The sequence below is a fragment of the Sphingomonas sp. AP28 genome (assembly GCF_056680455.1).
In genome coordinates this window covers 2,219,047-2,244,248 of sequence record NZ_CM155283.1, presented here as the reverse complement: position 1 = coordinate 2,244,248, position 25,202 = coordinate 2,219,047, and the positions used below count along the sequence as shown (strand labels likewise).

Here is a 25,202-nt window from a genome sequence, read left to right as displayed (position 1 = left end):
GCCCAGACTGGGTCCCCGCCTTCGCGGGGAAACAATTTCTGGTACAGATGTGAGCAGGTCAGGCCGCGATCGGAAGTCCCAGCTCGACCAACCGCGCGCGAAAATCCGCCGCATCGGTAAACAACACCGATTCGATCCCCAACGCCTGCGCGCCCGCGACGTTCGCCGCGTTATCGTCGACGAACACAGCGTCCTCCGCCGCCAGCCCGAATCGCTCCAGCGCCAACCGATAGATCGCCGCATCCGGCTTCACCATCTTCTCCTCGCCCGATACGACCACGTCGCGGAACCGGTCGAACAGATGCGCTTCACGCGTGCGAAAGGGTGGCCAGAACTCGTGGCTGAAGTTCGTGATCGCGAACAGCGGTACGCCGGCCGCGTCCAGCTCCTCGACGATCTCGTGCATCCCGGCGATTCGCGCGCCGATGCTCTCGTTGAATCGCGGCCCCCAGGCAGCGATCAGGTCGGCATGCTGCGGATACAACGCGGCCAGCTCCGCCGAGGTGTCGGCAAAGTCGCGGCCAGCGTCATGCTGGAAGTGCCAATCGATCGTCACGACGTCGCGCAGGAACGCGTCGAGCGCCCGATCGTCGTCGATCAGGCGCTCGTACAGGATCCGGGGATCCCAGTCGTAAAGGACACGACCGACGTCGAAAATGACGGCGGTAATCAGGGCTTTAGCCCTGGCGTGCCTTGAAGCGACGGTTGGTCTTGTTGATGACGTAGGTACGGCCACGACGACGGATCACGCGGTTATCGCGGTGACGATCCTTGAGCGACTTCAGGGAATTGCGGATCTTCATGATCGATTCGCTTCTTTTCAAATCTAGGTGTGCGGAAAGACGGGATCGCCTAATGGCGGGGTGTGTCCAAGTCAAGCAACGGACACGCTCATGCCATCCGGGAACCCACTCGGCTGGTCGGAGCGTTACTATAGCGCAACATTCTAAGGAAGTCCCGATGGCGGTTCGTTCGATCTTGGTCCTGGCGCTGGCAAGCGCATCCCTCACCGCGTGCGCGACCGGCCCGTCGCTGCCGCCGACCGAGGTGCTGCGCTATCATCTCGGCGAGCCGATCGACCGCGGCACCATCGCCGTCCAGCCGCTGACCGCCGGCGGCCCCGCCAGCATCGAGTTCAAGACCTATGCCGCCGCCGTACAGGGCCAGTTGCTCCAGGCCGGCTACAGCGTCCCCGCACCCGGCGCCAAGCCACTGCTGGTCGCCACCGTAGGCTTCACCCGCACCACGCAGGCAGGGCCGCCCAAGCAGTCGCCGATCAGCATCGGCATCGGCGGCGGCGGCTTTAGCGGCGGCGGTGGTCGTCGTGGGGGCGGTGGTGGCGTCGGGCTCGGCGGCGGGGTCGGCTTCCCGATCGGCGGCGGCGGGAGCACCGCGATCCTCGTCTCCGAACTGTCTGTGACGATCAAGCGCAGCGCCGACCAGTCGCCCGTCTGGGAAGGCCGCGCGCAGTCGTTCGCCGACGCCCGCAAGGAGGATGCGCGGACCGATATCCAGGCCGACAAGCTCGCGCGCGCGCTGTTCATGGGGTTCCCCGGCGAGTCCGGTCGCACTATTCAGGTGAAATGAACGCGCAAACCATGAGCCCGACCATCAACGCAGCCTTCGATGGCGGCAACATCCGTGTTGTCGCCGTCGAGGGAGACCGAATCGACCTGGAGATCGTCACCGATTTCCGGTCCGATTTCTTCCAGTGGTTCTACTTCCGCGTGGCGGGGGCGGCGGGCCGTACGCTGACCTACCGGATCCTGAACGCGGGCAAGTCGGCCTATCCGTTCGGCTGGCCCGGCTACAAGACGCGCGCCGGCACCGATCGCCAGGCGTGGCGGATGATCGAGACGCGCTATGAGAATGGCGCGCTCGAATTCGACTTCACCGCCGATACCGATCTCGCCTGGTTCGCCTATTTCGCGCCGTACACGATGGAAATGCACGAGGCTCTGGTGGCGCGCACCGCGTTGCTGCCGGGCGTCGCGCACCGCGAACTCGGCCAGTCGCTCGACGGTCAGGCGATCGATTGCTTCACGATAGGCTCGGGCCCGAAGGAGGTCTGGATCTATGGGCGCCAGCATCCGGGCGAATCGATGACCGAATGGTGGATGGAAGGCGCGCTGGAGCGGCTGACCGATTCGGCCGACCCGATCACGGCGGACCTGTTGGCGAAGGCGACCTTCAACGTCGTTCCCAACATGAACCCGGACGGCACGCGCCGCGGTCATCTGCGCACCAATGCCGTGGGCGTGAACCTTAACCGCGAGTGGCATACGCCGACGCCGGAGAAGAGCCCGGAAGTCCTGTGCGTCCGCAACGCGATGGATCTGACCGGCGTCGACGTCGCGATGGACATCCACGGCGACGAGGCGATTCCTGCGAACTTCATCGCCGGTTTCGAGGGCATCCCGTCCTGGACCGATGCGCACGGCGAGAAATTTTACGAATACGGCCGTCGTCTCGCGGCGCACACGCCCGATTTCCAGACCGAGAAGGGCTATCCCAAGTCCGCCCCGGGGACGGCGAACCTGTCGATGTCGACCAACCAGCTCGCCGAGCGCTTCGGCGCGGTGTCGATGACGCTGGAGATGCCGTTCAAGGATCACGACGCCAACGCCGATCCCGAATTCGGCTGGTCGCCCGAGCGCTCGAAACGGCTCGCGCATGCGATGCTCGAGACGCTCGCCGGCATGATCGACGAAATTTGACCTGATAACAAAGGCTTGGCATGGTTTGGACGCTTGGGTTCAAGCGCTGCGGACCGTGCGTTGGCCTAACCTTATCCTAACCTTTCAGCCTTTCCGTTCAGTCCCGCCATCGCAGGAGCCCGAATGCCGACCCTAGTCCTGATCCGCCACGGCCAGTCCACCTGGAACCTCGAGAACCGCTTCACCGGCTGGTGTGACGTCGACATGACCGCCAAGGGTGAGGCCGAAGCCAAGGCCGCAGGCGAGCTGATGGCCGCCAAGGGCCTCGACTTCGACCAGACCTTCGTCAGCCTTCAGACCCGTGCGATCAAGACGCTCAACATCGCGCTGGAGGCGATGGGCCGGCTCTGGCTCCCGGTCGAGAAGGACTGGCGCCTCAACGAGCGTCACTATGGTGGCCTTACCGGCCTCGACAAGGCCGAGACCGCGGCCAAGCACGGCGACGCGCAGGTCCATATCTGGCGCCGCAGCTTCGACGTCCCGCCGCCCGTGCTTGATGACGGCAGCGAGTTCGACCTGTCGAAAGACCGGCGTTACGACGGCATCGCGATCCCCAGGACCGAGAGCCTCAAGGACACCATCGCGCGCGTCCTCCCGTACTGGGACGAGCGGATCGCTCCCGCGCTCAGGGACGGCCAGCGCATCCTGATCTCCGCCCACGGCAACTCGCTCCGCGCGCTGGTAAAGCACCTGTCGAACATCCCCGACGACGAGATCACGGGGCTGGAGATCCCGACCGGCCAGCCGATCGTCTACGAACTCGACGCCGACCTGAACGCGACGGACCGCTATTACCTCAGCGAGCGCTGACGCCGTCCTCAAGTAGCACCACCCCGGCGAAGGCCGGGGCCCAATTGGAAAGGTGGCAGTAACGGAGCGCCGCCACCGGTTAGCTCCGTTTCCCAATTGGACCCCGGCCTCCGCCGGGGAGGTGCGGTTTTACGTAGCGCCTACTGCCCACCAACAACATTGCCCAATCCCCCCCACGTCGCTAGGCACGGCGCTCCTTGAACCAGGGGGCGATCGTGGCTCTAGTCGGCATCATCATGGGCAGCACCTCCGATTGGGAGACGATGCGCCACGCCGCCGAGACGCTCGACGCGCTCGACGTCGCCTACGAGACCAAGGTCGTCTCTGCGCACCGCACCCCGCAACGCCTCTACGACTACGCGACCACCGCCGCTGATCGCGGCCTCAAGGTGGTGATCGCCGGCGCAGGCGGCGCAGCGCACCTCCCCGGCATGGCTGCCTCGATGACGCACCTTCCGGTACTCGGCGTCCCCGTCGAATCGAAGGCGCTGAAAGGCATGGATAGCCTGCTCTCGATCGTCCAGATGCCCGGCGGCATTCCGGTCGGCACGCTCGCTATCGGCAAGCCCGGCGCGATCAACGCCGGCCTTCTGGCGGCCGCGATCCTCGCGACGTCCGACGAAGCGCTCGCCGAGCGCCTGAAAGCCTGGCGCGCGGCACAGACCGACGCCGTAGCCACCGATCCCGCCTGAAGCCCGCCTCAAGGACGCCAAGACATGACGCCGCTTCCCCCCGGATCGACCATCGGCATCCTCGGCGGAGGCCAGCTCGGCCGCATGCTCGCGACCGCCGCGGCCCAGCTCGGCTATCACACGCACGTCCTCGCGCCCGACCAGGAGAGCATCGCCGCGCAGTCCGCCTCGACGATGACGCGCGCCGACTATCACAACCGCATCGTGCTCGCCGACTTCGCCGACGCCTGCGACGTCATCACCTACGAGTTCGAGAACATCGCGGTCGAGCCCGTGGAATGGCTCGCAGACCGCGTCCCTGTCCACCCAAGCCCGCGCGCGCTCCGCGTCGCCCAGGAGCGGATCGGCGAAAAACGCTTCGTGGAAAGCGTCGGCGGCCGCCCTGCACCCTGGGCCGCGGTCGACAGCCTCGAAAGCCTGCAGGCGGGCCTGAAAGCGATCGGCACCCCCGCCATCCTCAAGACCGCCCGTTTCGGCTATGACGGCAAGGGCCAGGTCAAGATCGACACGCCCGATGGCGCGCAGGCCGCCTGGGACACGATCGGCGGGCCCGCAGTGCTAGAAGCGTTCGTCCCGTTCGAGCACGAATTTTCGATCCTGATCGCCCGCGGTCTAGACGGCAGCATCGCGCGCTACGATCCACCACTCAACGTCCATCGCGACGCGATCCTCCGCCACTCGACCGTCCCCGCACCTGCCGTCGTGCTGGCGCAGGCCGACGAAGCCGCCGCGCTGGCCCAGCGGATCGCGGCTGAACTCGACTATGTCGGCGTGCTGGCCTGCGAGTTCTTCGTCGGCGCCGACGGCCCGGTCTTCAACGAGATGGCCCCCCGCGTGCACAATTCCGGCCACTGGACGATCGAAGGCGCCGAATGCTCGCAATTCGAAAACCACATCCGCGCGATCTGCGGTCTGCCGCTCGGCGCGACGACGCTGACCGGGCGTGAAGGGACGATGGAGAACCTGATCGGCGACGACGCGGATCGCTGGGCGGAGTTGCTTGGCGAGCCCGGCGCTCACCTGCACCTGTACGGCAAGGGCACCGCACGGCCGGGACGGAAGATGGGTCATGTGACGCGCATTGTTCGTTGAACTGAACTTGATGGCATCTTGATCGCATTGTTCGTCTCGATTGCCTCCCCCACCCGTTCGTCCCGAGTAGCCGTCGAGTAGTCGCCGCAGGCGACGTATCGAGATGGCGTATCGAAGGACAGGTTGGCGCGCGGAACCCATGCTTCGATACGAGCCCTCGATATGCTCCTTACGGAGCTACTCGGTCTCTACTCAGCACGAACGGGAGTAGGGAGACTTTGACCGTCGGCAGCGAGTTAAGCGCGCCGCTCCGACTAGGCTCATCTGAGTACAGTCAGCGCGATCGGTATAATAAGAAAATGGTGCCCGGAGACGGGGTCGAACCGCCGACACTGCGATTTTCAGTCGCATGCTCTACCAACTGAGCTATCCGGGCACGTCCGGTCTGGGACCGGAGAAGCGTCCGATCTTGCGATCGGAAGGGCGCGTTTAGTCGGGGTCTTCGGCGCTGTCCAGCCCCGTTTGCGCAATTGATCGGCCGGGAATGCGATAGCCTTCGCCGAGCCACTGCAACAGGTCGCGGTCGCGGTGACGGCTTGAGCAGAACGGCTTGTACTCGGCAACTGCGGGCTGGTCGCAGATCGGGCATTTGACGCTTGTCATCGGGCGCTCTCCAGTTCGTGGACGACGCCCGTACGGCGCGCGAGTTCCGCGAGCCAATCCGGGCGCGTCATCAGACGTGCATGGACGGCTGCCGGCAGGGTGTGGCGGCGTGAGGCAGTCGGCGGGGTGCGTTCGAGCGTGCGGAGCACCGCGCGGGCCGTTGCACCGACCGGATCGGCGCGGAGAATCTCGGGGATCGACGCGCGAGGTCTTGGCCGGACGATCTGGAGGAAGCCAAACCCGTTCATCGCGGTGCGCTCGAACGGCTGCGGCAGGGATTCGTCTATCGCCAACGCGACGGCGTTGCGCTGCGCTTTGCCGGCGATCGTCGGGAAATCGATCCCGATCGAGCCGCCGATGCCATGTCGGCGGATCGCGCGCGCCACGGCATGGGCGGCGGCAACTGCGAGCGTATCGAGCGGCGGTGCGCCGTCGACGTCGAACAGAGTCATCGCCGGCGTTGGCGATAGCCGGAGCGCGCCGAGGGGGAACACGATCTCGCCGCTCACAGCCTCGTCGAGGAGTTCGGACCAACCCGCTGCCTCCAGCGCATCGGGTTTGTGGGCACGCGGGCTGCGGACGGGCAAGCCGGTCGCCACGAGGCGCTCGTACAGCGTCGGGGCGGGGCAGGGCGGCCGGTCGCTGGGAACGGCCTTGGCCAGCTTCGCACGGCCCGCTTCGGGCAGCGCCTCGCGAACGATCTCTACCGTGAGGCTCGCCCCCTGTGTGATGCCGGGGGGGAGATGGTTGATCAGCGCCTCACCGCCATCGAGCGCGACACGACCACGACGGCCCGGCAGCAGTTCGACGAGACGCGCGCGGGCGACGAGGCCGACCTTCAGTGCGTCAGTGTCGAGTTCGATCGCGGCTTCGACAATCTGGTCATCGTCCACCAGCGCGGCGCGCGCCTCGCCGATGCCGCCTTCGTAGAGCCATGCAGGCCCCGTATCAGGCAAGCGCGACGCCAGCGGTCTTCAGTAGCGCGCGCGTTTCGAACAGCGGCAAACCGACAACGCCTGAATGGCTCCCCGACAGGAAGCGGACGAACGCTTCCGCGCGGCCCTGTATCGCATAGCCGCCAGCCTTGCCGAGCCCTTCCCCGCACGCGAGATAGTCGTCGATTTCGGCAGGCGAGAGCGGCTTGAACGCGACGATCGTGTCGGCGATCCGCGTCCGCACCTTGCCGGTCGCGTCGATCACGCAGACCGCGGACAGGCAATGATGACGCCGACCCGACAGCTTGCCGAGTAGGTCGCGCTGGATCTCGAGCGTGTCGGCGGGCGGCAGGATACGGCTGCCAAGCGCGATCGTGGTGTCGCCAGCGAGGACGATCTCGCCCTCCGCGCGAGCAACCGCACTCGCCTTCTCGACTGCGAGGCGAAGCGCGTAGGCGCGCGGCAGCTCGGCCTTGCGCGGGCTCTCGTCGATGTCGGGGGATTCCACGCGCGACGGCACGACGCCGAGCCGCGCGAGCAGATCGCGGCGGCGGGGCGAGGAAGAGGCTAGGACCAGCACAGGTGCCTCGTCTTGAAAAGCGGCGGGCGCCGGAACGCCCACGTCTTGATGTAAGGCAGTGGGCGCCGAGACACCCACGGGCTTATTTGAAGCGGTAGGTGATGCGACCCTTGGTCAGATCGTACGGCGTGAGTTCGCACAGCACCTCGTCGCCGACCAGCACGCGGATGCGGTTCTTGCGCATCTTGCCGGCGGTGTGACCGAGAATCTCGTGGTCGTTTTCGAGCTGAACCCGGAACATCGCGTTGGGGAGGAGTTCCACCACGCGGCCGCGCATCTCGAGCAGTTCTTCCTTGGCCAAATATAATCTCTGAATTGGGGGAATTTCGGGACGAGCGCCCTTACCGCAGGTTCGCGAAAAAGGAAAGCACGGCCGAGGGCGACACGGACGTGATGCCCGAACCCGCTTGCTTGACCTCTATATCGGCGGTCGGCGCGCAATGGGCAAGGGTACCGGCCGAGGGCGGCGGAGCGGTGTCGTCACAGGAGGTTCGGCTGGTGCACCGTCGCCTCGCGCACCGCGCGGCGGAAAGCGGCGCGGTCGACATTGGGGATGCGCGGTCGCTTGCCCTGGAACAGGTCGGCGAGCGTCAGGATCTGCAGTTTGGGAAATGCTTCGTCCACGCCAGCGCGGTAGATGCCCACCGCGGCGGCGCGGCGTTCCATCTCGCGGGTGGGCTTGGCGTTCATGATGAGGATGCCGATCAGCGCCTTCTCGCGGGCGATCGTCGCGGCCAGCGTCTCTACCATCGCGTTGTCGGGGTTCAGCCCACCCTTAACCGACACGATCGCGCGGTGCGTCACCATCTTGCCCGTCACGGGGTCGTGGTCGTTAAAATAGATCAGCCCGTCGATCCCGCCGTCCGCGCCTTTCTTCCTGCCGCCGAACGGTAGTGCGTCGACCATCGAGACTGCCCACCACTGGAACTGATATTTGTCGCGCAACGCCAGGTCGTAGGCGGAGGCGAGGTCCTTGGGCGTGCCCTCGACGGTGAAGGCGACGCCGGGAAACGCATCGTTCATCCGCTTCTCGATCAGCGAGATGGCGAGATGCGTGATGTCGATCCCGATCCACTGGCGTTTGAGCTTTTCCGCAGCATGCACTGCGGTGCCGCAGCCGCAGAACGGGTCGAGAACGACGTCGCCTTCGTTAGACGAGGCGGCGATGATCCGTTCGAGCAGCGCGGAGGGCTTTTGTGTCGGATACCCTAGGCGTTCCTTGGACGAGGCATTGATGATCGGAATATCCCACCAGTCGCCGAGCCGGACACCGTCGGCGAGATAGATGCGATACGGCTCGGCATCCTTGCGCTTCTGCCAGCGAAACCAGCGTCCGTCCTCGCCTTGCCGGTAATGCGAATCCTTCTTGCCCGAGGTTTCGCCATACGGGATGCGTATGTCGTTGAAACGCCGCTGGTCGGTCTTGCCGTAGAACAGCAATGTGTCGTGAAGCCGCTGGAACCGGTTGCTGGCCGCAGTGTAGCGCCGGTAGCACCAGATGATCTCGTTCGCGATCTGGCGCTTGCCAAAGATCGCGTCGAGCAGCAGCTTCAGGTAATGGCTCGCGGTCGGATCGCAGTGGAGGTACAGGCTGCCGGTCGGTTTCAAGACGCGGTGCAACTCCAGCAGGCGAACCGCCATCATCGCCAGATACGCCATCATGTCGTTGTCGCCGAGAAACCCGCGCATCGCGTTCAGCAGGTCGAACGCCTTGGTGCTACCGCTCCGCGCCACCTGGTCGAAAGCGTCCTCGGCGGTCTCGTTCCAATGCCAGGTATCCTCGAACGCCTCGATCTGTGCGTTCGAAGACTTGCCGTCGGGTTCCTTGAACAGGATGCCGTAATTGGCGTTCGAGTTGAACGGCGGATCGAGATAGATCAGGTCGACGCTCTCGTCGGGGATCTCCTTGCGGAGGACGGCGAGATTGTCGCCGTAGAACAGGTGATTCTCTGGCCGGTTGCGCATCGGTGGAGAATGCGAGGACAAATTCGCATTCGTCCAAGCAAGATGCATCCGTAGTCGGCGAGTCTGCTCCGTTGCAGAGTATTTTTCTGTGGCTTATCCTTGCGCTACGCTGGATTATACTTTGCCAGGAACGCACCCATTGCCTTCAGGAACTCGAGCCGGTCCTCGCCACGAGTGAAATGATGATCGCCGAGCGGCTGTTCGATATACTCGTACGGCTTGCCCGCCTCCTTCAGCGCCGCGGCCAGCATCCGCGATTGCTTGACGGGGACTCGCTTGTCCTCCTTGCCGTGCATCAGGAGGATCGGGATCGAAAAAGTCCCGGCGCCGAACCGTGGCGAAACGCTGCGGTAATCGGGCGCCTGCTTCTTCAGCCAGTCTCCGCGGGTCTTTCCGTACAGGAACTTACCGTCGTAGCGCTGCATCGCCTGCAGATCGGACACGCCAGCATAGGAAATCGCGCAACGATACAGTGCCGCATCGCCCGAGCCGTTGCGCTGTGCCGCGCGCATCGCCGCATAGCCACCGTATGAGGCCCCGGCCATGCAGACCCGCTTCGAATCGGCGATGCCCTGCTTGGCCAGATGCGCGATCGCATCGTCAAGATCGTCCTGCATCTTGAGGCCCCATTGTCCCTCGCCGAGCTTTGCGAAACTGGTGCCATAGCCGGAAGAACCGCGATAATTGGGCTGGACGACGGCATAGCCCGTCTCCGCCAGATACTGGGTCCACCAGTCCCAATCTTCCGAATCGCGCGCGAACGGGCCGCCGTGCGGCAACACGATCAACGGCAGGTTCTTCGGACTGTGTCCGCGCGGCAGCGTCAGCAGGGCCTCGATCTCGACGCCGTCGCGCGCCTTGTACCGGATCGTCGATACCGGCGACAATGTCCGCGCCTTCAGGTCGTTGTTCTGCCACGAATAGCGCTGCATCGATCCGTTCGCAGGATCGTAGAAATACAGCGCACCCGCCTGCGATGGCGATCCGACCTGCACCAGAAATTTCGACCGTGTGCGATCCCAGGAAACGATGCGCGCGCGGCGTTCGCCAACCGCCTTGTCGACTGCGTCCTGGATTTCCTTCAGCTTCGGGTTCAGCCAGACGGTATGGCCGAAGCGATCGGTGACGGTGACGCCGTCGATATCGTCGCCACTCGCGTTCTCGATCACGCCATCGACGTCGTAGCCATCCGCACCGTACAGCTTCTTGCCGAGCTTAAGGTCGGGCAGCGTCACCTCGAACACCTCGTCCCGCCCGCCCGAAGCGTCGGTCGCGATCGCCGTGCCGTCCGCGCGGAAGGTCACGGGAATAACAATATCCTGCTTGCCGCGGGTCGAGGCGATGACCTTGAACGGATCGCGATTGGTATTTCGGTACAGCAGCGAGCTCTTTCGCGTGTCGTCGTCGTAGCGATAGCCCATTCGGACGATGCCCGCGCCGTCAGCATACCAGTCGAACACATCCGCTTGGCTGCCCGCTACGGTCCTGGTCTTGCCGGTCGATAGATCGACCTCGGAAACCTGCGGATACCATTGGCTTTCGCTTTCGATCCCGGTCTGGCGCGACAATAGGACGCGCGGCGTTCCGTCGTGCGCCACCCAAAGGATTTCGTCGGCCCGGACGCCGGAGTGGGTCCAGTCGATCCGGTTGACCTTGCTCATGTCGGCTTTGACGCCCAGCGTGCGCGTGACGTAGATTTCCTCGCCGTACAGCATGTCTTGCGAGCCCACGCCGACTGCCAGCCAGTCGTCGCCAACCCAGCGCCACCAGTTGATGTCGACCGTCGCGCCGACCTTGATCGCGGCGAGTTTTCCACCCGGGAACAGCGGTGCGACGACAAGCACCTGCACGCCATCGATCGCCATCTTCGCGGCAATGCGCGTACCGTCGGGTGAAAGCTTCGGATTAACGATTCCGGGGAGCTTGGCGAAGGTCTCGACAGGGACAGGGGCTGATGACCCCGTGGTGGTCTTTGGCGTCGAGGCGGGCGTTGGTACGGCCTGTGCCGCGACGATCGCCGGTATTGCACCGGCCAGCAAACCCATACGCCACGTCATCGGCCACGCCATCGATAGTCTCCCCCACGGCCGTTCCCCAACGACCGTTTGCCGTTAGTATCGCGTTCGGTCGCCTGCACAAGAGGCGGCTTGAAGGGAAGGCTGTGCCCCGGGGTTGCGCCTTCCCTTTGGCTTGCTCGGCACCTTGTTGCGTTTCGGCGTGTACGCGCTGCCGAAGCGATCACTGTCGTCGCCTTGTTCCCCCGCCAAGGCGGAAGCCCAGTCTGGGTCTCGCCTTCGCGGGGGAACAGGCGTTTTTGGTCAGGTTAGCATCACCGGCCACAGTTTGCCGAGCCACCATTCTGCCGACCAGATACTATCGCTTCCGACGGTCCAAGAATGCTGGGACCGTCATGCACGACGGCGAATCGATCCGCCGACTGCATCGAATGTCGACCGAACTATGGTCGGATCACCCGACTCCCCCGCCGGCCAGTGCTGCAAGCAAGAGCAGCGCGACGATGTTGGTGATCTTGATCATCGGGTTCACAGCGGGACCGGCGGTGTCCTTGTAGGGATCGCCCACGGTGTCGCCGGTGATTGCGGCCTTGTGCGCCTCCGACCCCTTGCCGCCGTGATTGCCGTCCTCGATGTACTTCTTGGCGTTGTCCCACGCGCCGCCGCCGCTCGTCATCGAGATCGCGACGAACAGCCCGGAGACGATCACGCCCAGCAACATCGCGCCGAGCGAGGCGAAGCCAGCGGCCTGGCCGGCGACCGCGGTGATGACGAAGTACACCGCGAGTGGCGATAGCACCGGCAGCAGCGAGGGTACGATCATCTCGCGGATCGCGGCCTTGGTGACGAGGTCGACCGTCCGTGCGTAGTCGGGGCGGCTGGTGCCGAGCATGATGCCGGGGTTGTTGCGGAACTGCTCGCGGACTTCCTCCACCACGGCGCCCGCCGCACGACCGACCGCGGTCATCCCGAATGCGCCGAACAGGTACGGTAGCAATGCTCCCAGCAGCAGACCGACGATCACGTACGGGTTGCTGAGGCTGAAATCGACCGTGACGTCCGGGAAATATGTCGCGAGATCGGTGGTGTACGCACCGAACAATACGAGCGCGGCAAGGCCCGCCGAGCCGATCGCATAGCCCTTCGTCACTGCCTTCGTGGTGTTCCCAACCGCGTCGAGCGCATCGGTCCGCTGGCGAACGTCGTCCGGCAGCCCGGCCATCTCGGCGATACCGCCCGCATTGTCGGTGACGGGGCCGTAGGCGTCGAGTGCGACGACCATCCCGGCCTGGGCGAGCATCGCCGTTGCCGCAAATGCGATGCCGATGATCCCGGCAAGCTGGTAAGCCACGATCACCGCGACGACGATGACGAGCGTCGGGAGTGCGGTCGATTCGAGGCTGATCGCGAGGCCCTGAATGACGTTGGTGCCGTGGCCGGTTTCGGACGCCTTGGCGATCGACTGGACCGGGCGGTGGTTGGTGCCGGTGTAGTATTCGGTGATCCACACGATCAGCCCGGTGACGACGAGGCCGATCATCATCGACCAGAACAGGTCCATGCCGGTGAAGCTCTGCGTCAGCGACGGCGCGGCCTGCATGGTGAGATCGTCCGTCGTCGGATCGAGGAAGCCCGCGCCGCCGATCACGCGGTGAAGGTCGCCGAGCACGTACTGCGTTGCGAGATAGATCGCCGGGATCGACAGGATCGTCGAGGTGAAGAAACCCTTGTAGAGAGCGCCCATGATGCTGCCGGCACCGAGCCGCACCATGTACGTGCCGATGATCGAGGTGACGATGCATACGCCTCCGACCAGCAGCGGGAGCGTCATCAGCCGCATCAGTTCGGCGCCACTCGCCTGGATCAGCAGCGCGATAGAGATCATCGTGACGCCCAGCGTGACGACGTAGGTCTCGAACAGATCGGCGGCCATGCCCGCGCAGTCGCCGACGTTATCGCCGACGTTGTCCGCGATGACCGCGGGATTGCGGGGATCGTCCTCGGGGATACCGGCCTCCACCTTGCCGACCAGGTCCGCGCCGACGTCCGCCGCCTTGGTGAAGATGCCGCCACCCAACCGCGCGAAGATCGAAATCAGCGAGGCGCCGAACGCGAGTGCGGTCAGCGCCTCGACGATGATCCGGTCGTTGGGCGCATGGCCTGCGGGACCAGTCAGGTACCAGAAGAACGCGCTGATCGCGAGCAGGCCGAGACCCGCCACGAGCATGCCGGTGACCGCGCCTGATCGGAACGCCATCGTCAGCCCGGCCTGCAGCGACGTCCGCGCAGCCTCCGCAGTCCGCACGTTGGCGCGCACCGAGATGTTCATCCCGACATAGCCTGCGACGCCCGACAGCACCGCGCCGATGACGAAGCCGATCGTCGAGATATAGCCGAGCGTGAACAACAGGATCGCCGCGACGATTACGCCGACGATCGCGATCGTGGTGTATTGGCGGCCGAGATAGGCCTTCGCGCCTTCCTGGATGGCGGCGGCGATGTCCTGCATCTTTGCGTTGCCGGGGGAGGCCGCGAGCACCTGTCGACTGGTGACGAAACCATATAGGACGGCGATGACGCCGCAGATCATGGCCAAATAGACGGTCGTCATACGGCGCTATCCCTCTTGTCAGGTCCTCTCCGGTCCCGACTTTGCCGAGTCCCGATGTAAGGAACCTACCAGTGCGGGGGCATTGCGCAAGTTATCCTCGGGGTGTGTGTTCGTAGCCTAGACTTGGCGGGAGCGGGACGGGTTTGCCGCAGTCGTGAAGCGTAAGCCCCGAGCCGGTCGAGAACCCGCCGATTTGCGTGGCGTCGGTTACGAAATCTTGCGGTGCAGCAAAAAGAAGCTGGTAGTCGTCTCCCGCCGTGGCTGCGGCGAGCCGGTCGCCGGAGAAGGTGCGGTAAGCGGCCGAGAGGGGGACGCGGGCGAGGTCTATGCTGACGGCGAGGTTGCTGGCTGACGCCATGCGGGACGCGTCGATGAGCAGCCCGTCGGATACGTCCATCATTGCGTGAACGTGGGGGCCGAGGATGCGTCCATCGGCGAGCTGTGGCTGTGGGCGACGATATGCGGCGAGCAGCTCGGCTGGGCCTTGCTTGCCGAGTGCGATGGCGAGCCCCGCGCCCGCGTCGCCGATCGTGCCCGTGACGTAGAGCGCATCGCCTTCCCGCGCGCCATTGCGAGCAGGGGCGGCGGCGTCGCTACCGAAGGCGGTGACGGTCAGGACACGGGGGGCGTTGGGGGGCAGCGTCACGGTGTCGCCACCGATGACGCGCGTGTCGAACGTCGTCAGAACGTCGGCAAGGCCTTCGAGAAACGCGCGGTCCCAGGCGTCGTCGCCGAGCGGGTAGTTGAGGAGGATCCCCTCGGGGTTCGCGCCCTTGGCGGCGAGGTCGGAGAGGTTGGTCGCGACCAGCTTCCACGCGACGTCCTCCGCCGGATCGGCCGGCAGGAAATGCACGCCTTCGACCAGCGTGTCGGTCGTGACGACGAGCGGGCCAGCGTCGAGTAGCGCGGTATCGTCGGTGAGCCCAAGCGCCGCCCGGTGCAGCGGGAGCCGGCGGAGAGCGGCAATAAACTCGGCTTCGGTCACTTTCTGCTCCCTCTCCCCTCCGGGGAGAGGGCTGGGGTGAGGGGCTGTTCCAGGCGGCATACTGCTTGGCAGCCCCTCACCCCGACCCTCTCCCCAGAGGGAGAGGGAGTCCGTCAGGCACGCACTTCCTTGGCGATACCGTCGAGCAATCCGTTCACGAACCCCGACTCGCGCTTGTCGTAGAACGCATGTGCCACATCGACATATTCGCTGATCACCGCGGCGACCGGCACGTCCTTGCGCGCCAGCAACTCATACGTCCCAACCCGGATGATCGCCTTCATCGGCTTGTCGAGGCGCGCGAGCGTCCAGCCCTTCGCCAGCTTGCCCTCGATCAGCACATCGATCTCGCCGGCGCGCGCGTTGGCGCCGCTCACCAGGTCGTCGAAGAAATCGACGTCTGCCTCGGCATATTCGACGTCTTCGATCGTCGCGCCGAGCCGGTGCTGGTGGAATTCGTTGAGCAGGACGGGCATCGCGGTGCCCTCCATCTCGTGCTGGTACGTCGCCTGGACGGCGGCGAGGCGAGCGGCGGCACGCGCCTTGGTGCGGGGGGCGGTTCGAGTCATAAGCGGTTGCCTGTAGGCGCGGGGGGGCTGTGTGTCAGCCCTTTGCGTTTCGGACGGACCGGGAAGAAGGTTTGTTCACGCGGAGGCGCGGAGGCGCGGAGATGTTGCGTGCGGCGCAGCCGCTTCGATCTCTTCATCCGCCGATGATTGAACGGCCGCTACGCGGCTAGGTCGACACCTCCGCGTCTCCGCGCCTCCGCGTGAACAAATCTAACTGTTGAGCCGCAGCCGCAGCGCCACTGATTTTGCGTGCGCTGGAAGTCCCTCGGCGTTGGCCAGTGCAACCGTTGCAGGGCCGAGTTCGCGCAAGGACGCCTCGTCCAACGCCAAGAAACTGGTGCGCTTCATGAAGTCGAGCACCGACAACCCGCTGGCAAACCGCGCCCGACGGCCGGTTGGGAGGACGTGGTTCGGGCCGGCTACGTAATCGCCGATCGCCTCGGGGGTGTAGCGGCCTAGGAAGACCGAACCTGCATGGCGGATGTGGTCGAAGAAGCCTTGCGGGTCGGGGATCGCCAGCTGGAGATGCTCGGCGGCGAGGCGGTCGACCAGCGGGATCGCGTCCGCCAGCGTGTCGACGACGACGATCGCGCCATTGGTCTCCCAAGCAACGCGCGCGACCGCCTCCGTAGCCAGCTCGCGTAACTGGCGGTCGACGGCATCCGCGACCTTGTCCGCGAAGGCGGCGTCGTCGGTGAACAGGATCGACTGCGTGGTAATGTCGTGCTCGGCCTGGCTGAGCAGGTCGGCGGCGGTCCATTCGGGGTCGTTGAGCGCGTCCGCCACGACGACGATTTCCGAGGGACCCGCGACCATGTCGATGCCGACGACGCCGTAAACCTGGCGCTTGGCTTCCGCGACCCAGGCGTTGCCGGGGCCCGTGATGACGTCGACCGGCTCGATCCGGCCCGCGCCGTACGCGAGCGCGGCGACAGCCTGCGCGCCACCTACTCGCCAGACTTCATCGACGCCCGCGAGATGTGCGGCGGCGAGGACCAGCGGGTTGATCTGACCATCCGGTGTCGGCGTCACCATCGCGAGACGGCCAACGCCCGCGACCTTGGCGGGGATCGCGTTCATCAGCAGCGACGAGGGGTAGGCGGCACGTCCACCGGGAACGTAGATGCCGGCCGCGTCGACGGGGAGCCAGCGCGCGCCAAGCCTGACGCCCGCGGAGTCGACCGAGTCGCTGTCGAGCGGGCGTTGTTTCTCGTGATACGCGCGGATACGGGTGGCGGCGAGTTCGAGCGCTGTGCGCAGGTCGGGGTCGAGCGCGTCGAACGCGGCCTTGCAGTCGGCGGCGTCGATCTGCCAGCCGGTGGCTTCGAGGTCGTGGCGGTCGTGCTTCTGCGTAAGGTCGCGGAGCGCGGTTTCACCGTCGCGGCGGACTGCAGCGATGATCGCGGCGACGTCCTGCGTAACGCCCGCGTCGGATTCGCGGCGATCTTCGACCAACGCGGTGAAGCGGGTCGCGAAGTCCGCGTCGGATGTGGAAAGGCGGATCACTTGCCCCCCTCCCGCATGCGGGAGGGGCTGGGGGTGGGCACGCGCTCACCACTGGCGTTAAGCTGGAGGGAAGCGCGAGCCCAACCCCCAGCCCCTTCCCGCATGCGGGAAGGGGGGCAGAGGAGCGCGCTCATGCTGCGCTTTCCTGCTCTACCGCGCGACGGAATGCCTCGACCAACGGCACGACCCGGCTGCGCGTTTTCATCGCGGCGCGGTTGACCACGAGGCGGCTGGTGACCTCCATGATCGTCTCGACCTCGACCAGCCCATTCTCCAGCAACGTCCGCCCCGACGAAACGAGATCGACGATCCGCGGTGCCAGCCCCAAAGTCGGCGCCAATTCCATCGCGCCGTTGAGCTTCACGCACTCCGCCTGCACGCCGCGGGCCGCGAAATGCGCCGCCGTCACATGCGGGTATTTGGTCGCGACGCGGACGTGGCTCCAGCCGCGCGGATCGTCCTGCGCCGCCATCTCGGCGGGTTCGGCGACCGACAGCCGGCAATGCCCGATGCCGAGGTCGACCGGCGCGTACAGTTCCGAATAGCCGAACTCGGCGATCACGTCCGACCCGACGATCCCCAACTGAGCCGCCCCGTGCGCAACGAAGGTCGCGACGTCGAACGCGCGCACCCGGATCAGCGAGATCGCCGGATCGTTGGTCGCAAAGCGCAACGCACGCGAGTTTTCGTCCGAGAACGACGCTTCGGGATGCACCCCGGCGCGCGCGAGCAACGGCAAGGCCTCGGCAAGGATGCGTCCCTTGGGGACGGCGATGATGATCTTGGACTCTAGCACGCGCCGGGCTTTACGGGGGGGGCATGGCGGGTGCAACAACCTGCGCATGGCAAATGTAAAGGCAAGTTGCTCGGCGTTCGAAATCCAGGCGGGCTATTGCACCGCGATGGACGCGCCGATCACGGCGCGTGTCTGCACCGCGCTGGCGGACGCGCTCGATCGGGACAGCGAGACGGGGCGGCGGGTGCTCGACTGGCAGGGCGAGCCGGTCGCGGATGCACTGGCGTTGCGGCTGGTCGGCGGGCTGCATGCGCTGCACCGCGCGGGCCTCGATCCGGCGCTTTCTGCGGTATTCTCCGGCGCAGAGACGAACCCATCGCGTGTGTCGGCGACGTTGAAAGGAACGTTCGTCGCGCACGATGCGGCATTGCTGCCGTGGCTCGACGGACCGCCGCAGACCAACGAGGCTGCGCGGTCCGCCGGAATGATGACCGGCATATTGCATCTGGCCGAGCGGTACGGGCCGCGGTTCGAGGTGCTGGAGATCGGATCGAGCGCGGGGCTGAACCTGCTGATCGATCGCTATCGGTTCGATCTCGGCGGCGTGACGGTCGGGCCGGATACATCGCCTGTGACGATCCACCCCGAATGGGGCGGCGCGCCGCCGCCAAGCGCGCCAGTGGAGATCAAGTCGACACGCGGCGTCGATATCCACCCAGTCGACGTCGCCGACCCGGTCGCGGCGGCGCGACTCGAGGCGTATGTCTGGGTCGATGCGGTCGAGCGACAGGCGCGGCTTGCGGCCGCGATCGCCATGGTGCGCGCGGGCGGCGTCGATCTGGTCGAAAGCGATGCGGCGGACTGGGTCGAGGCGCAATTGGCCGAGCCGCAGCCCGAGGGCGTCACGCGCGTGCTGATGCATTCGGTGGTGTGGCAGTATCTGCCGGCGACCTCCCGCGAGCGGATCCGGGTCGCAATGGAGGCGGCAGGCGCGCGTGCGACGGTCGAGCGACCGCTCGGCTGGGTGATGATGGAACCCAACCGCGATCTGCACAGGCATGAGGTCCGCGTGCGTGGCTGGCCGGGGGAGCGGGCAATGGAACTAGTCGCGCTGACGCACGCGCATGGCGCCTGGGTCGAGGGATTGTCGCCGCCGTACGAGACGCGCGATTATGTCATGCGACGTGGAGCGTACGAGAAGGACTGAGGCGCCCGATACGAGTGCGGCCCAGAATCGCTCCCGGACCGCACAACTTGGTAGAAGGTTTTAGTAGAAGAAGCCGTTGTTGACCTGCACGACGCGACCCGAGCGGGTGTCGACCAAAACGACGTCGCGGCCGTAGCGGACCCAGCGCTGATAGCCATAGGCCGGGCGCGACAGGCGGTAGGTCTGGTAGTCGTTCACCCAATAGTTGCGGCCGTAATATTCGGGCGCGAACCGGTAGCCGACGCTGACCGGGCGATAGCGATAGCCGCGCGGGCCGGCATAGGCTGGGCGGCGATAGAGGTTGCCGTGCGTACGGCGATAGTCGCGCCAATCCTCGCGGCGCTCCTGGCGATCCTCGCGCAGTTCGCGACGGGCATCACGGATATCGCCGCGGTCGCCGTAGCGGCGCGCTTCCTGAAGATCGCGGCGGCTCTCGCGGACTTCGCGCTGGTCGCGGCGGACTTCGCCATAGCTCTGCGCGGTCGCGAAGGTGGGGACGAGGGTGGCGGCAGCTACGGCCGCAAGTATCATCTTACGCATGATTGCTCTCCTGTATCGACGCCGGATCAACGGCATGGACAGGCTTTTGCTCCCGCCGCGCTGAACGATCGCAGAATGTGATGGTCAGGATTTAGACAGGTGGCGAAGGTTCGGTCGAATGCTACGCGGACCTGCGCCGCTGGATACGGTCCCCCGGCGAAGGACACATACATCGCTGACCGAGGGGCGGGCATCACTGACCGACGGTAGGGTCAAATCCCCCAGCGGCGCATCGCGGCGATCACCGCGTCAGGCTTTTGCCACGGCACGAAGTGCCCCGCATCGATCTTCTCGATCGTGAGGTCGGGCACGTAATCGCCAAGGTCTAGCTGGCTTGGCAGCAGCGCGCTGTCCTTCATTCCCCAGATCACCAGCACTGGCATCGCGGTCGGCGGAAACGGTGCATCGAGAAAGGCCGGGCGGAGCGGAGTCTCGTCCATCTCGGGAACGACGATCGCGCTCGCGCGGTACCAGTTGAGCATGCCGGTGATCGCGCCGGGCTGGCCCCATTCATCGAGATAGGCGGCCTTGTCCTCGGCCATCGCGGCGAGATCGGCGTGCTTCGAGAAACTGGTGTCGAAGAAGGTTTCGAGCCCGATCGACTCGATGTGCTTTTCGAGATCGGGGTTGCGGAAGGCGCGGATATACTGGCTTGCGGCGCGCTGTTCGAGGTCGTCGAACATCGTCCGCTGGAAGACGAGCGGGTGGGGCGCGTTAATGATGACGAGCTTCGCGATGCGCTCGGGGTGGCGCAGCGCAGCCATCCAGGACACCGCGCCGCCCCAGTCGTGGCCGATCAGCGTGAAGCGGTCGATGTCGAGGTGATCCGCGAGCGCGATCAGGTCGGCGACGATCTTGTCGGGTGTGTAGCTGTCGACGCCCTCGGGTTTGGACGAGCGCGCGAACCCGCGCTGGTCGGGGGCGATCACGTAATGGTCGCGGGCGAGGTCCGGGGCGATGTCGCGCCACGTACGATGCGACTCGGGGAAGCCGTGGAGGAGGATGACGGGCGGGTTCGCCGGGTCGCCGCTGATCGCTACGTCGAGTTCGACGCCCGTGGATAACGCGATGCGTTGTAGGTCCGACATCATTCCCCTCCCGCTGGCGGGAGGGGTTAGGGGAGGGCCTACCCGTCGCGCTGCCCCTGGATCATGCCCTCCCCCGACCCCTCCCGCAAGCGGGAGGGGAGGATGAGCTTTCTCCTCCCCTCCCGCTTGCGGGAGGGGCCGGGGGTGGGTTCGCGGCCAGTTTCAAACGGCGTGGGCGGCGACAGCGCGCGCCCACCCCCTACCCCCTCCCGCACGCGGGAGGGGAAAGATCAAGGATAGCTGACCGTCTTCGGGATCGCGGGGATTTCGATCCATTCCTTTTCGTCGCCGGGGACTTTCGGAAAATTCCCCGCATTCCAGTCGCGCTTCGCCTGTTCGATACGATCCCGGTTCGAGCTGACGAAGTTCCACCAGACGTGGCGCGGCGTCGTGAACGCATCGCCGCCGCACAGCATCGCGCGGCCGCCATGCGCGGACCGCAGCGTCGCGGAAATGCCGGGTCGGAGCACGTACAGCACCTGCGGTTCGAGGCTCACGCCTTCCAGCGTCGCTTCGCCCATCGCCAGGTAGATCGCGCGCTCTTCGGCGGCTGCGTCGATCGGCACGCTCGCGCCGGGATCGAGCGCGATGTCGGCGTAGATCGTCCCCGAATAGGTCGTGGTCGGCGCGGTCTGGCCCCACAGGCTCCCCATGATGATCCGCGAGCGTGCGCCGTGCGCCTCGATCGTCGGCAACTGTGCCTTGGTGACGTGCTCGAACGCCGGGTCGATCTCCTCGACCGCCTCGGGCATCGCCAGCCAGGTCTGGATACCCGACAGGTTCGGCCCTTCGGCACGCTCGTCGCCGGGCGAGCGCTCTGAATGGACGATGCCGTGACCCGCGGTCATCAGGTTGACCGCGCCCGGCTCGATCCGCGCCTGCGTGCCGAGCGAATCGCGGTGATCGATCGCGCCATCGAACAGATAGGTGACGGTCGACAGGTTGATATGCGGATGCGGGCGCACGTCGATGCCTTGCCCGACCTCGAGATGCGCCGGGCCCATCTGGTCGAAGAACAGGAACGGCCCGACCATCGTCCGTTCCTTGTTCGGCAGCGTGCGATGGACCTTGAAGCCGCCGAGATCGTGCGTCGACGGCAGGATGGTCTGGAGGACGAAATCATCGAGCATGGCGTTATCCCTTGGCAGGTTCCGTGGCGTCGAGCAGTTCGACCAGGTCTGCTGGATAGAGCGTTTCGTGGAAGCCCGCGATGTCGTTTCGGGAAAACCAGCGGTGACCGACGAGCAGTTGCTTCTCCTGTTCGGTGAGATTGCCCGCCTTCACGTCGCAGGTGTCGACATCGATCCGGAAATAGCGTTCGTCCGCGGTCACCTCCACACATTCGAAGGTGCGGAAGTCGACGACGCGGCGCGCGACTTCGGGACCGCAGTCGATGTCGAGGCCGACTTCCTCCCACAGTTCGCGACGGGCGGCGGCGGCGTAGCTCTCGCCCGGATCGACTGCGCCGCCGGGCGTGCACCAAAGCGGCGGGCGATCGGTCGGGGTGAAGCGGAACATCAGCACGCGGTCTTGGCCGTCGACAAGCAAGATACGTGCGGCCGGGCGTGAGGTGCGCTCGCTCATCGATCCTCCCCCGCCAGGGGGAGGTGGCAGGCATAGCCTGACGGAGGGGGAGGACACGGAACACCAGTCAGCATTTACCGCCCCCTCCGTCTCGCTGCGCGATCCATCTCCCCCTGGCGGGGGAGGATCGTGAGCAACTCATTCGGCATCCAGTTCGGGATAGGCACGGAAGATGCCGTCCGTGTTGAAGGCAACGCGGCGGTCGCTCTTGAGATACGCCTTGATGCCGGGAAGCGCCGCGACCTGATCGTGGATGCGGATCAGGTTCGGATAGTCGGGTTCGAGCGTCTTCATCCGCTGTGGGAACATGTAGCGCAGCCCCTCGATCACCTGGAACAGCGACGTATCGGCGTAGCTCCACTTGTGATCGATCAGCCAGTCGCCCGCATTGGCCTGCGCGGCATCCTCGAAATGTCCCAAATACTTCGGCATCCGCGCCTCGCGGAACTGCTTGGCGGCACGTGCGGCCTCGGGCTTCTGGTCGTCGTAATAGTCCATCATCGCGACCGGATGATGGACGTTGTGGACCTCCGCGACGAGGTCGGCGATCGTCAGCTGGAGCTGGTTGAGCCAAAGCCGGTCCGCCATGTTCGACGGCGCGAGGCCGTGGCGCTCGCCGAGATACATCAGGATGTTGGCGACCTGCGCGATCACCAGACCGTCGAGCTCCAGATACGGCGGCGCGAACGGTGTCCGTCCGGTGCGGTCGTTCAGATCGGCGAGCAAACCCTCTTCGCCTACGCCACGCGCGCAATCCTCATACGCGATCTCGGCGCCTTCGAGCGCGAGGCGGACGAACTCGCCGCGTCCTTGGAGGGAGGGCCAGTACCAGAGCTTGTACGCCATCAAATCTCCCCAGGCGCGCGGGCCTTGATGGCGAGCGCGTGAATCTTCGTGCTCAACAGTTCGGCGAGCGCCTGGTTCACGAGCCGCTGGCGCGCGACGCGATTAAGGCCTTCGAACTGCGGAGTTTCTACCTCGACGCGGAAATGCGTCTCGCCGGTGCCGTCGTCGCCCATATGGCCGGCGTGAAGGCCGCTCTCGTTGACGACGGTCAGCTGCGTCGGGGCAAGTGTCGCGGTAAGGCGGGCGGTGATCTGGTCCTGTACGGAGCCGGTGGCGAGGTCTGTCATGCTTCCTATATAGCCCGTTTTGGAAGGGCGGGGAGCCGGTGGCGGACGACGATCGAAAAGAGCGGAAAGAACGCCCCAGCCCACGGTTTCACGGCCGCGTGGAAGGGACGGGGCGCGTCTGCATGTGGCGCGACTGCGAGGAGCCTGGCGAATTTCGCGCGCCGCCGCTCGAAGGTCCGAGCGACGGCGGTCCGCCGCAATTCCGCTGGTTCTGCCTGGAACATGTCCGCGCGTTCAATTCGGGGTATAATTTCTTCGACGGCATGACCGCGGACGAGATCCACCATGCGCAGCGGCCGATGGCGGGTTGGGAACGCGAAACGCGTGCGTTTGCGCACGGGGGCGGCGATACCCCGCCGAAATGGGCGGACTTCGCCGACCCGATCGACGCGATCGGTGCGCGGTTTGGCGAGCGGATGGCGGCGGCGCGTAAGGACGGCCGCGTGCTGTCCGACGGCGAGCGGCGCTCGTTGCGCGTTCTGGGACTCGGCACGGACACCGACCGCACGGCCTTGCGCAAACGCTACAGCGAACTCGTCCGCCGCTATCATCCCGACCGCAACGGCGGCGACCGGGCGCATGAAGCCGAATTGCAGAAGGTGATCGCGGCCTACCAGCATCTGAAAGGTGCCACGGCGTTTGCCTGACGTAACGGGAATGTGATCCATACTTACTCTGATCGATATTTCACGACGCTCCCGCCGGAACCGCACGGCTGGCGAGAGGTTCGTCTAACTCTTCCGGTCAATCGCCCGACCAATCGTACAGCGGCGGTTGAGTAACTGCCCGCGCTTGGCCTAGAGCTACCGGGAACACGAGGCCAACATGACCGATATCCCGAATACCCAGCCCGACAGCCGCGAGACCACGATCCTCGACGCACCCGACCGCATGGTGAAGGTGCGTGAGATGTTCGGGATCGATTCCGACATGGAAGTGCCGGCATTCTCCGAAGCCGACGAGCGCGTGCCCGATCTCGATCCGGCCTACGTCTTCGATGCCGATACGACGCTCGCCGTCCTTGCCGGTTTCGCACATAACCGTCGCGTGATGGTCCAGGGCTATCACGGCACCGGCAAGTCGACGCATATCGAGCAGGTCGCGGCGCGCCTGAAATGGCCGTGCATCCGCATCAACCTCGACGCGCATATCAGCCGTATCGACCTGATCGGGCGCGATGCGATCGTCCTGAAGGACGGCCAGCAGATCACCGAATTCCGCGAAGGCCTGCTGCCGTGGGCGTTGCAGACTCCGACCGCTCTGGTGTTCGACGAGTACGACGCGGGCCGCCCGGACGTGATGTTCGTGATCCAGCGCGTGCTGGAAACCGAGGGCAAGCTGACGCTGCTCGACCAGAACCGCGTGATCCGCCCGAACCCGTGGTTCCGCCTGTTCGCGACCGCCAACACGGTGGGCTTGGGCGATACGAGCGGGCTGTATCACGGCACGCAGCAAATCAACCAGGGCCAGATGGACCGCTGGAACATCGTCGTGACGCTCAACTATCTGCCGGCCAAGGTCGAGGCGCAGATCGTGCTCGCCAAGTCGGGCGAATACGACAAGCCCGAGGGCAAGAAGACCGTCGAGAACATGGTCCGCGTCGCCGACATGACGCGCAAGGGCTTCGTCAACGGCGACATCTCGACCGTGATGAGCCCGCGTACGGTGATCACCTGGGCACAGAACGCGCTGATCTTCGGCGACGTCGGCTTCGCGTTCCGCCTGTCGTTCCTCAACAAGTGCGACGAGGCGGAACGGCCGCTGGTCGCCGAATATTACCAGCGCGTGTTCGGCAAGGACTTGCCTGAGAGCGTGGTGGGCAAGGCCTAAACCT

At 65.6% G+C, this 25,202-nt stretch carries 27 protein-coding genes and 1 tRNA gene; 8 read left to right on the top strand and 20 right to left on the bottom strand.

All coding sequences use genetic code 11. From position 1 onward, the window contains the following. Positions 1-58: 58 nt before the first annotated feature. Entirely contained in the window at positions 59-673 is a 615-nt protein-coding gene (locus tag AC1MH0_RS10255; RefSeq protein WP_480965723.1) for an HAD family hydrolase, read from the bottom strand. A 4-nt stretch (positions 674-677) separates the two neighbouring features. Beyond that, positions 678-803 (bottom strand): type B 50S ribosomal protein L36, encoded by a 126-nt coding sequence (gene ykgO, locus AC1MH0_RS10250; protein ID WP_003046794.1) that lies wholly within the window; start codon positions 801-803, stop codon positions 678-680. Between the two features lie 157 nt (positions 804-960). Between ykgO and AC1MH0_RS10245 the strand changes: the two genes are divergently transcribed. The 5 genes from AC1MH0_RS10245 (at position 961) to AC1MH0_RS10225 (ending at position 5,311) form a co-directional block, all read left to right on the top strand. Beyond that, the gene (locus tag AC1MH0_RS10245; RefSeq protein WP_480955456.1) at positions 961-1,587 is read left to right on the top strand and encodes a DUF4136 domain-containing protein; all 627 of its coding nucleotides are present in this window, start codon (positions 961-963) and stop codon (positions 1,585-1,587) included. A gap of 11 nt (positions 1,588-1,598) precedes the next feature. After that, positions 1,599-2,717 carry a M14 family metallopeptidase gene (locus AC1MH0_RS10240; RefSeq protein ID WP_480965722.1) on the top strand — a complete coding sequence of 373 codons (1,119 nt, stop codon included), beginning with the start codon at positions 1,599-1,601 and terminating at the stop codon, positions 2,715-2,717. A gap of 123 nt (positions 2,718-2,840) precedes the next feature. Further along, positions 2,841-3,527: a 2,3-diphosphoglycerate-dependent phosphoglycerate mutase gene (gpmA, locus tag AC1MH0_RS10235; protein WP_480962698.1), complete on the top strand. Its 687-nt coding sequence runs from the start codon at positions 2,841-2,843 to the stop codon at positions 3,525-3,527. Positions 3,528-3,763: 236 nt separating this feature from the next. Next, positions 3,764-4,219 carry a 5-(carboxyamino)imidazole ribonucleotide mutase gene (gene purE / locus AC1MH0_RS10230; protein ID WP_480965721.1) on the top strand — a complete coding sequence of 152 codons (456 nt, stop codon included), beginning with the start codon at positions 3,764-3,766 and terminating at the stop codon, positions 4,217-4,219. Between the two features lie 24 nt (positions 4,220-4,243). Beyond that, positions 4,244-5,311, top strand: coding sequence for a 5-(carboxyamino)imidazole ribonucleotide synthase (locus AC1MH0_RS10225; protein ID WP_480962697.1), 1,068 nt, complete (start codon positions 4,244-4,246; stop codon positions 5,309-5,311). Between the two features lie 300 nt (positions 5,312-5,611). Here the strand turns inward: AC1MH0_RS10225 and AC1MH0_RS10220 are convergent. The 12 genes from AC1MH0_RS10220 to hisG form a co-directional block, all read right to left on the bottom strand. After that, positions 5,612-5,687 (bottom strand) — tRNA-Phe (locus AC1MH0_RS10220). Between the two features lie 53 nt (positions 5,688-5,740). Next, on the bottom strand, positions 5,741-5,914 hold the full coding sequence (locus AC1MH0_RS10215) for a DNA gyrase inhibitor YacG (RefSeq protein ID WP_136188694.1): 174 nt from the start codon (positions 5,912-5,914) through the stop codon (positions 5,741-5,743). Then, positions 5,911-6,870: a ribonuclease gene (locus AC1MH0_RS10210; protein ID WP_480962696.1), complete on the bottom strand. Its 960-nt coding sequence runs from the start codon at positions 6,868-6,870 to the stop codon at positions 5,911-5,913. Before AC1MH0_RS10210 ends, AC1MH0_RS10215 begins: the two co-directional genes overlap by 4 nt. Beyond that, positions 6,863-7,429 carry a Maf family protein gene (locus AC1MH0_RS10205; RefSeq protein ID WP_480962695.1) on the bottom strand — a complete coding sequence of 189 codons (567 nt, stop codon included), beginning with the start codon at positions 7,427-7,429 and terminating at the stop codon, positions 6,863-6,865. The genes AC1MH0_RS10210 and AC1MH0_RS10205 overlap by 8 nt, the downstream gene beginning before the upstream one ends. Before the next feature lie 82 nt (positions 7,430-7,511). After that, the gene (gene infA, locus AC1MH0_RS10200) at positions 7,512-7,730 is read right to left on the bottom strand and encodes a translation initiation factor IF-1 (protein ID WP_031441079.1); all 219 of its coding nucleotides are present in this window, start codon (positions 7,728-7,730) and stop codon (positions 7,512-7,514) included. A gap of 179 nt (positions 7,731-7,909) precedes the next feature. Then, a complete protein-coding gene (locus AC1MH0_RS10195; protein WP_480962694.1) occupies positions 7,910-9,394 on the bottom strand; it encodes a DNA-methyltransferase in 1,485 nt (494 codons plus the stop codon). Between the two features lie 104 nt (positions 9,395-9,498). Further along, the gene (locus tag AC1MH0_RS10190) at positions 9,499-11,463 is read right to left on the bottom strand and encodes an alpha/beta hydrolase family protein (RefSeq protein WP_480962693.1); all 1,965 of its coding nucleotides are present in this window, start codon (positions 11,461-11,463) and stop codon (positions 9,499-9,501) included. A gap of 400 nt (positions 11,464-11,863) precedes the next feature. Continuing rightward, entirely contained in the window at positions 11,864-14,020 is a 2,157-nt protein-coding gene (locus tag AC1MH0_RS10185; protein ID WP_480962692.1) for a sodium-translocating pyrophosphatase, read from the bottom strand. A 91-nt stretch (positions 14,021-14,111) separates the two neighbouring features. Beyond that, the gene (gene thiL, locus AC1MH0_RS10180; RefSeq protein WP_480962691.1) at positions 14,112-15,005 is read right to left on the bottom strand and encodes a thiamine-phosphate kinase; all 894 of its coding nucleotides are present in this window, start codon (positions 15,003-15,005) and stop codon (positions 14,112-14,114) included. A gap of 113 nt (positions 15,006-15,118) precedes the next feature. Then, a complete protein-coding gene (nusB, locus tag AC1MH0_RS10175) occupies positions 15,119-15,574 on the bottom strand; it encodes a transcription antitermination factor NusB (protein WP_480962690.1) in 456 nt (151 codons plus the stop codon). Between the two features lie 210 nt (positions 15,575-15,784). After that, a complete protein-coding gene (gene hisD / locus AC1MH0_RS10170; protein ID WP_480962689.1) occupies positions 15,785-17,080 on the bottom strand; it encodes a histidinol dehydrogenase in 1,296 nt (431 codons plus the stop codon). 130 nt (positions 17,081-17,210) lie between these two features. Beyond that, positions 17,211-17,876 (bottom strand): ATP phosphoribosyltransferase, encoded by a 666-nt coding sequence (gene hisG, locus AC1MH0_RS10165; protein ID WP_480962688.1) that lies wholly within the window; start codon positions 17,874-17,876, stop codon positions 17,211-17,213. A gap of 46 nt (positions 17,877-17,922) precedes the next feature. Here hisG and AC1MH0_RS10160 point away from each other — a divergent pair, with 46 nt between their 5' ends. Then, on the top strand, positions 17,923-19,023 hold the full coding sequence (locus tag AC1MH0_RS10160) for a DUF2332 domain-containing protein (protein ID WP_480962687.1): 1,101 nt from the start codon (positions 17,923-17,925) through the stop codon (positions 19,021-19,023). Positions 19,024-19,083: 60 nt separating this feature from the next. On the opposite strand, the gene AC1MH0_RS10155 is transcribed toward AC1MH0_RS10160, so the two are convergent. From AC1MH0_RS10155 to AC1MH0_RS10130, 6 genes are all read right to left on the bottom strand, one after another. After that, positions 19,084-19,563: an RcnB family protein gene (locus AC1MH0_RS10155; RefSeq protein WP_480962686.1), complete on the bottom strand. Its 480-nt coding sequence runs from the start codon at positions 19,561-19,563 to the stop codon at positions 19,084-19,086. 212 nt (positions 19,564-19,775) lie between these two features. After that, a complete protein-coding gene (locus AC1MH0_RS10150) occupies positions 19,776-20,651 on the bottom strand; it encodes an alpha/beta fold hydrolase (protein WP_480962685.1) in 876 nt (291 codons plus the stop codon). Between the two features lie 230 nt (positions 20,652-20,881). Beyond that, positions 20,882-21,781 (bottom strand): pirin family protein, encoded by a 900-nt coding sequence (locus AC1MH0_RS10145; protein ID WP_133032220.1) that lies wholly within the window; start codon positions 21,779-21,781, stop codon positions 20,882-20,884. A gap of 4 nt (positions 21,782-21,785) precedes the next feature. After that, the gene (locus AC1MH0_RS10140; RefSeq protein ID WP_480962684.1) at positions 21,786-22,235 is read right to left on the bottom strand and encodes an NUDIX hydrolase; all 450 of its coding nucleotides are present in this window, start codon (positions 22,233-22,235) and stop codon (positions 21,786-21,788) included. 138 nt (positions 22,236-22,373) lie between these two features. Further along, positions 22,374-23,081 (bottom strand): glutathione S-transferase, encoded by a 708-nt coding sequence (locus AC1MH0_RS10135; RefSeq protein ID WP_480962683.1) that lies wholly within the window; start codon positions 23,079-23,081, stop codon positions 22,374-22,376. Continuing rightward, positions 23,081-23,368 (bottom strand): BolA family protein, encoded by a 288-nt coding sequence (locus tag AC1MH0_RS10130; RefSeq protein ID WP_093398431.1) that lies wholly within the window; start codon positions 23,366-23,368, stop codon positions 23,081-23,083. Before AC1MH0_RS10130 ends, AC1MH0_RS10135 begins: the two co-directional genes overlap by 1 nt. A gap of 122 nt (positions 23,369-23,490) precedes the next feature. Between AC1MH0_RS10130 and AC1MH0_RS10125 the strand changes: the two genes are divergently transcribed. Continuing rightward, positions 23,491-24,015 carry a J domain-containing protein gene (locus AC1MH0_RS10125; protein WP_353466056.1) on the top strand — a complete coding sequence of 175 codons (525 nt, stop codon included), beginning with the start codon at positions 23,491-23,493 and terminating at the stop codon, positions 24,013-24,015. Between the two features lie 178 nt (positions 24,016-24,193). Next, positions 24,194-25,198: a cobaltochelatase subunit CobS gene (gene cobS / locus AC1MH0_RS10120; protein WP_056052421.1), complete on the top strand. Its 1,005-nt coding sequence runs from the start codon at positions 24,194-24,196 to the stop codon at positions 25,196-25,198. Positions 25,199-25,202: the final 4 nt, after the last annotated feature.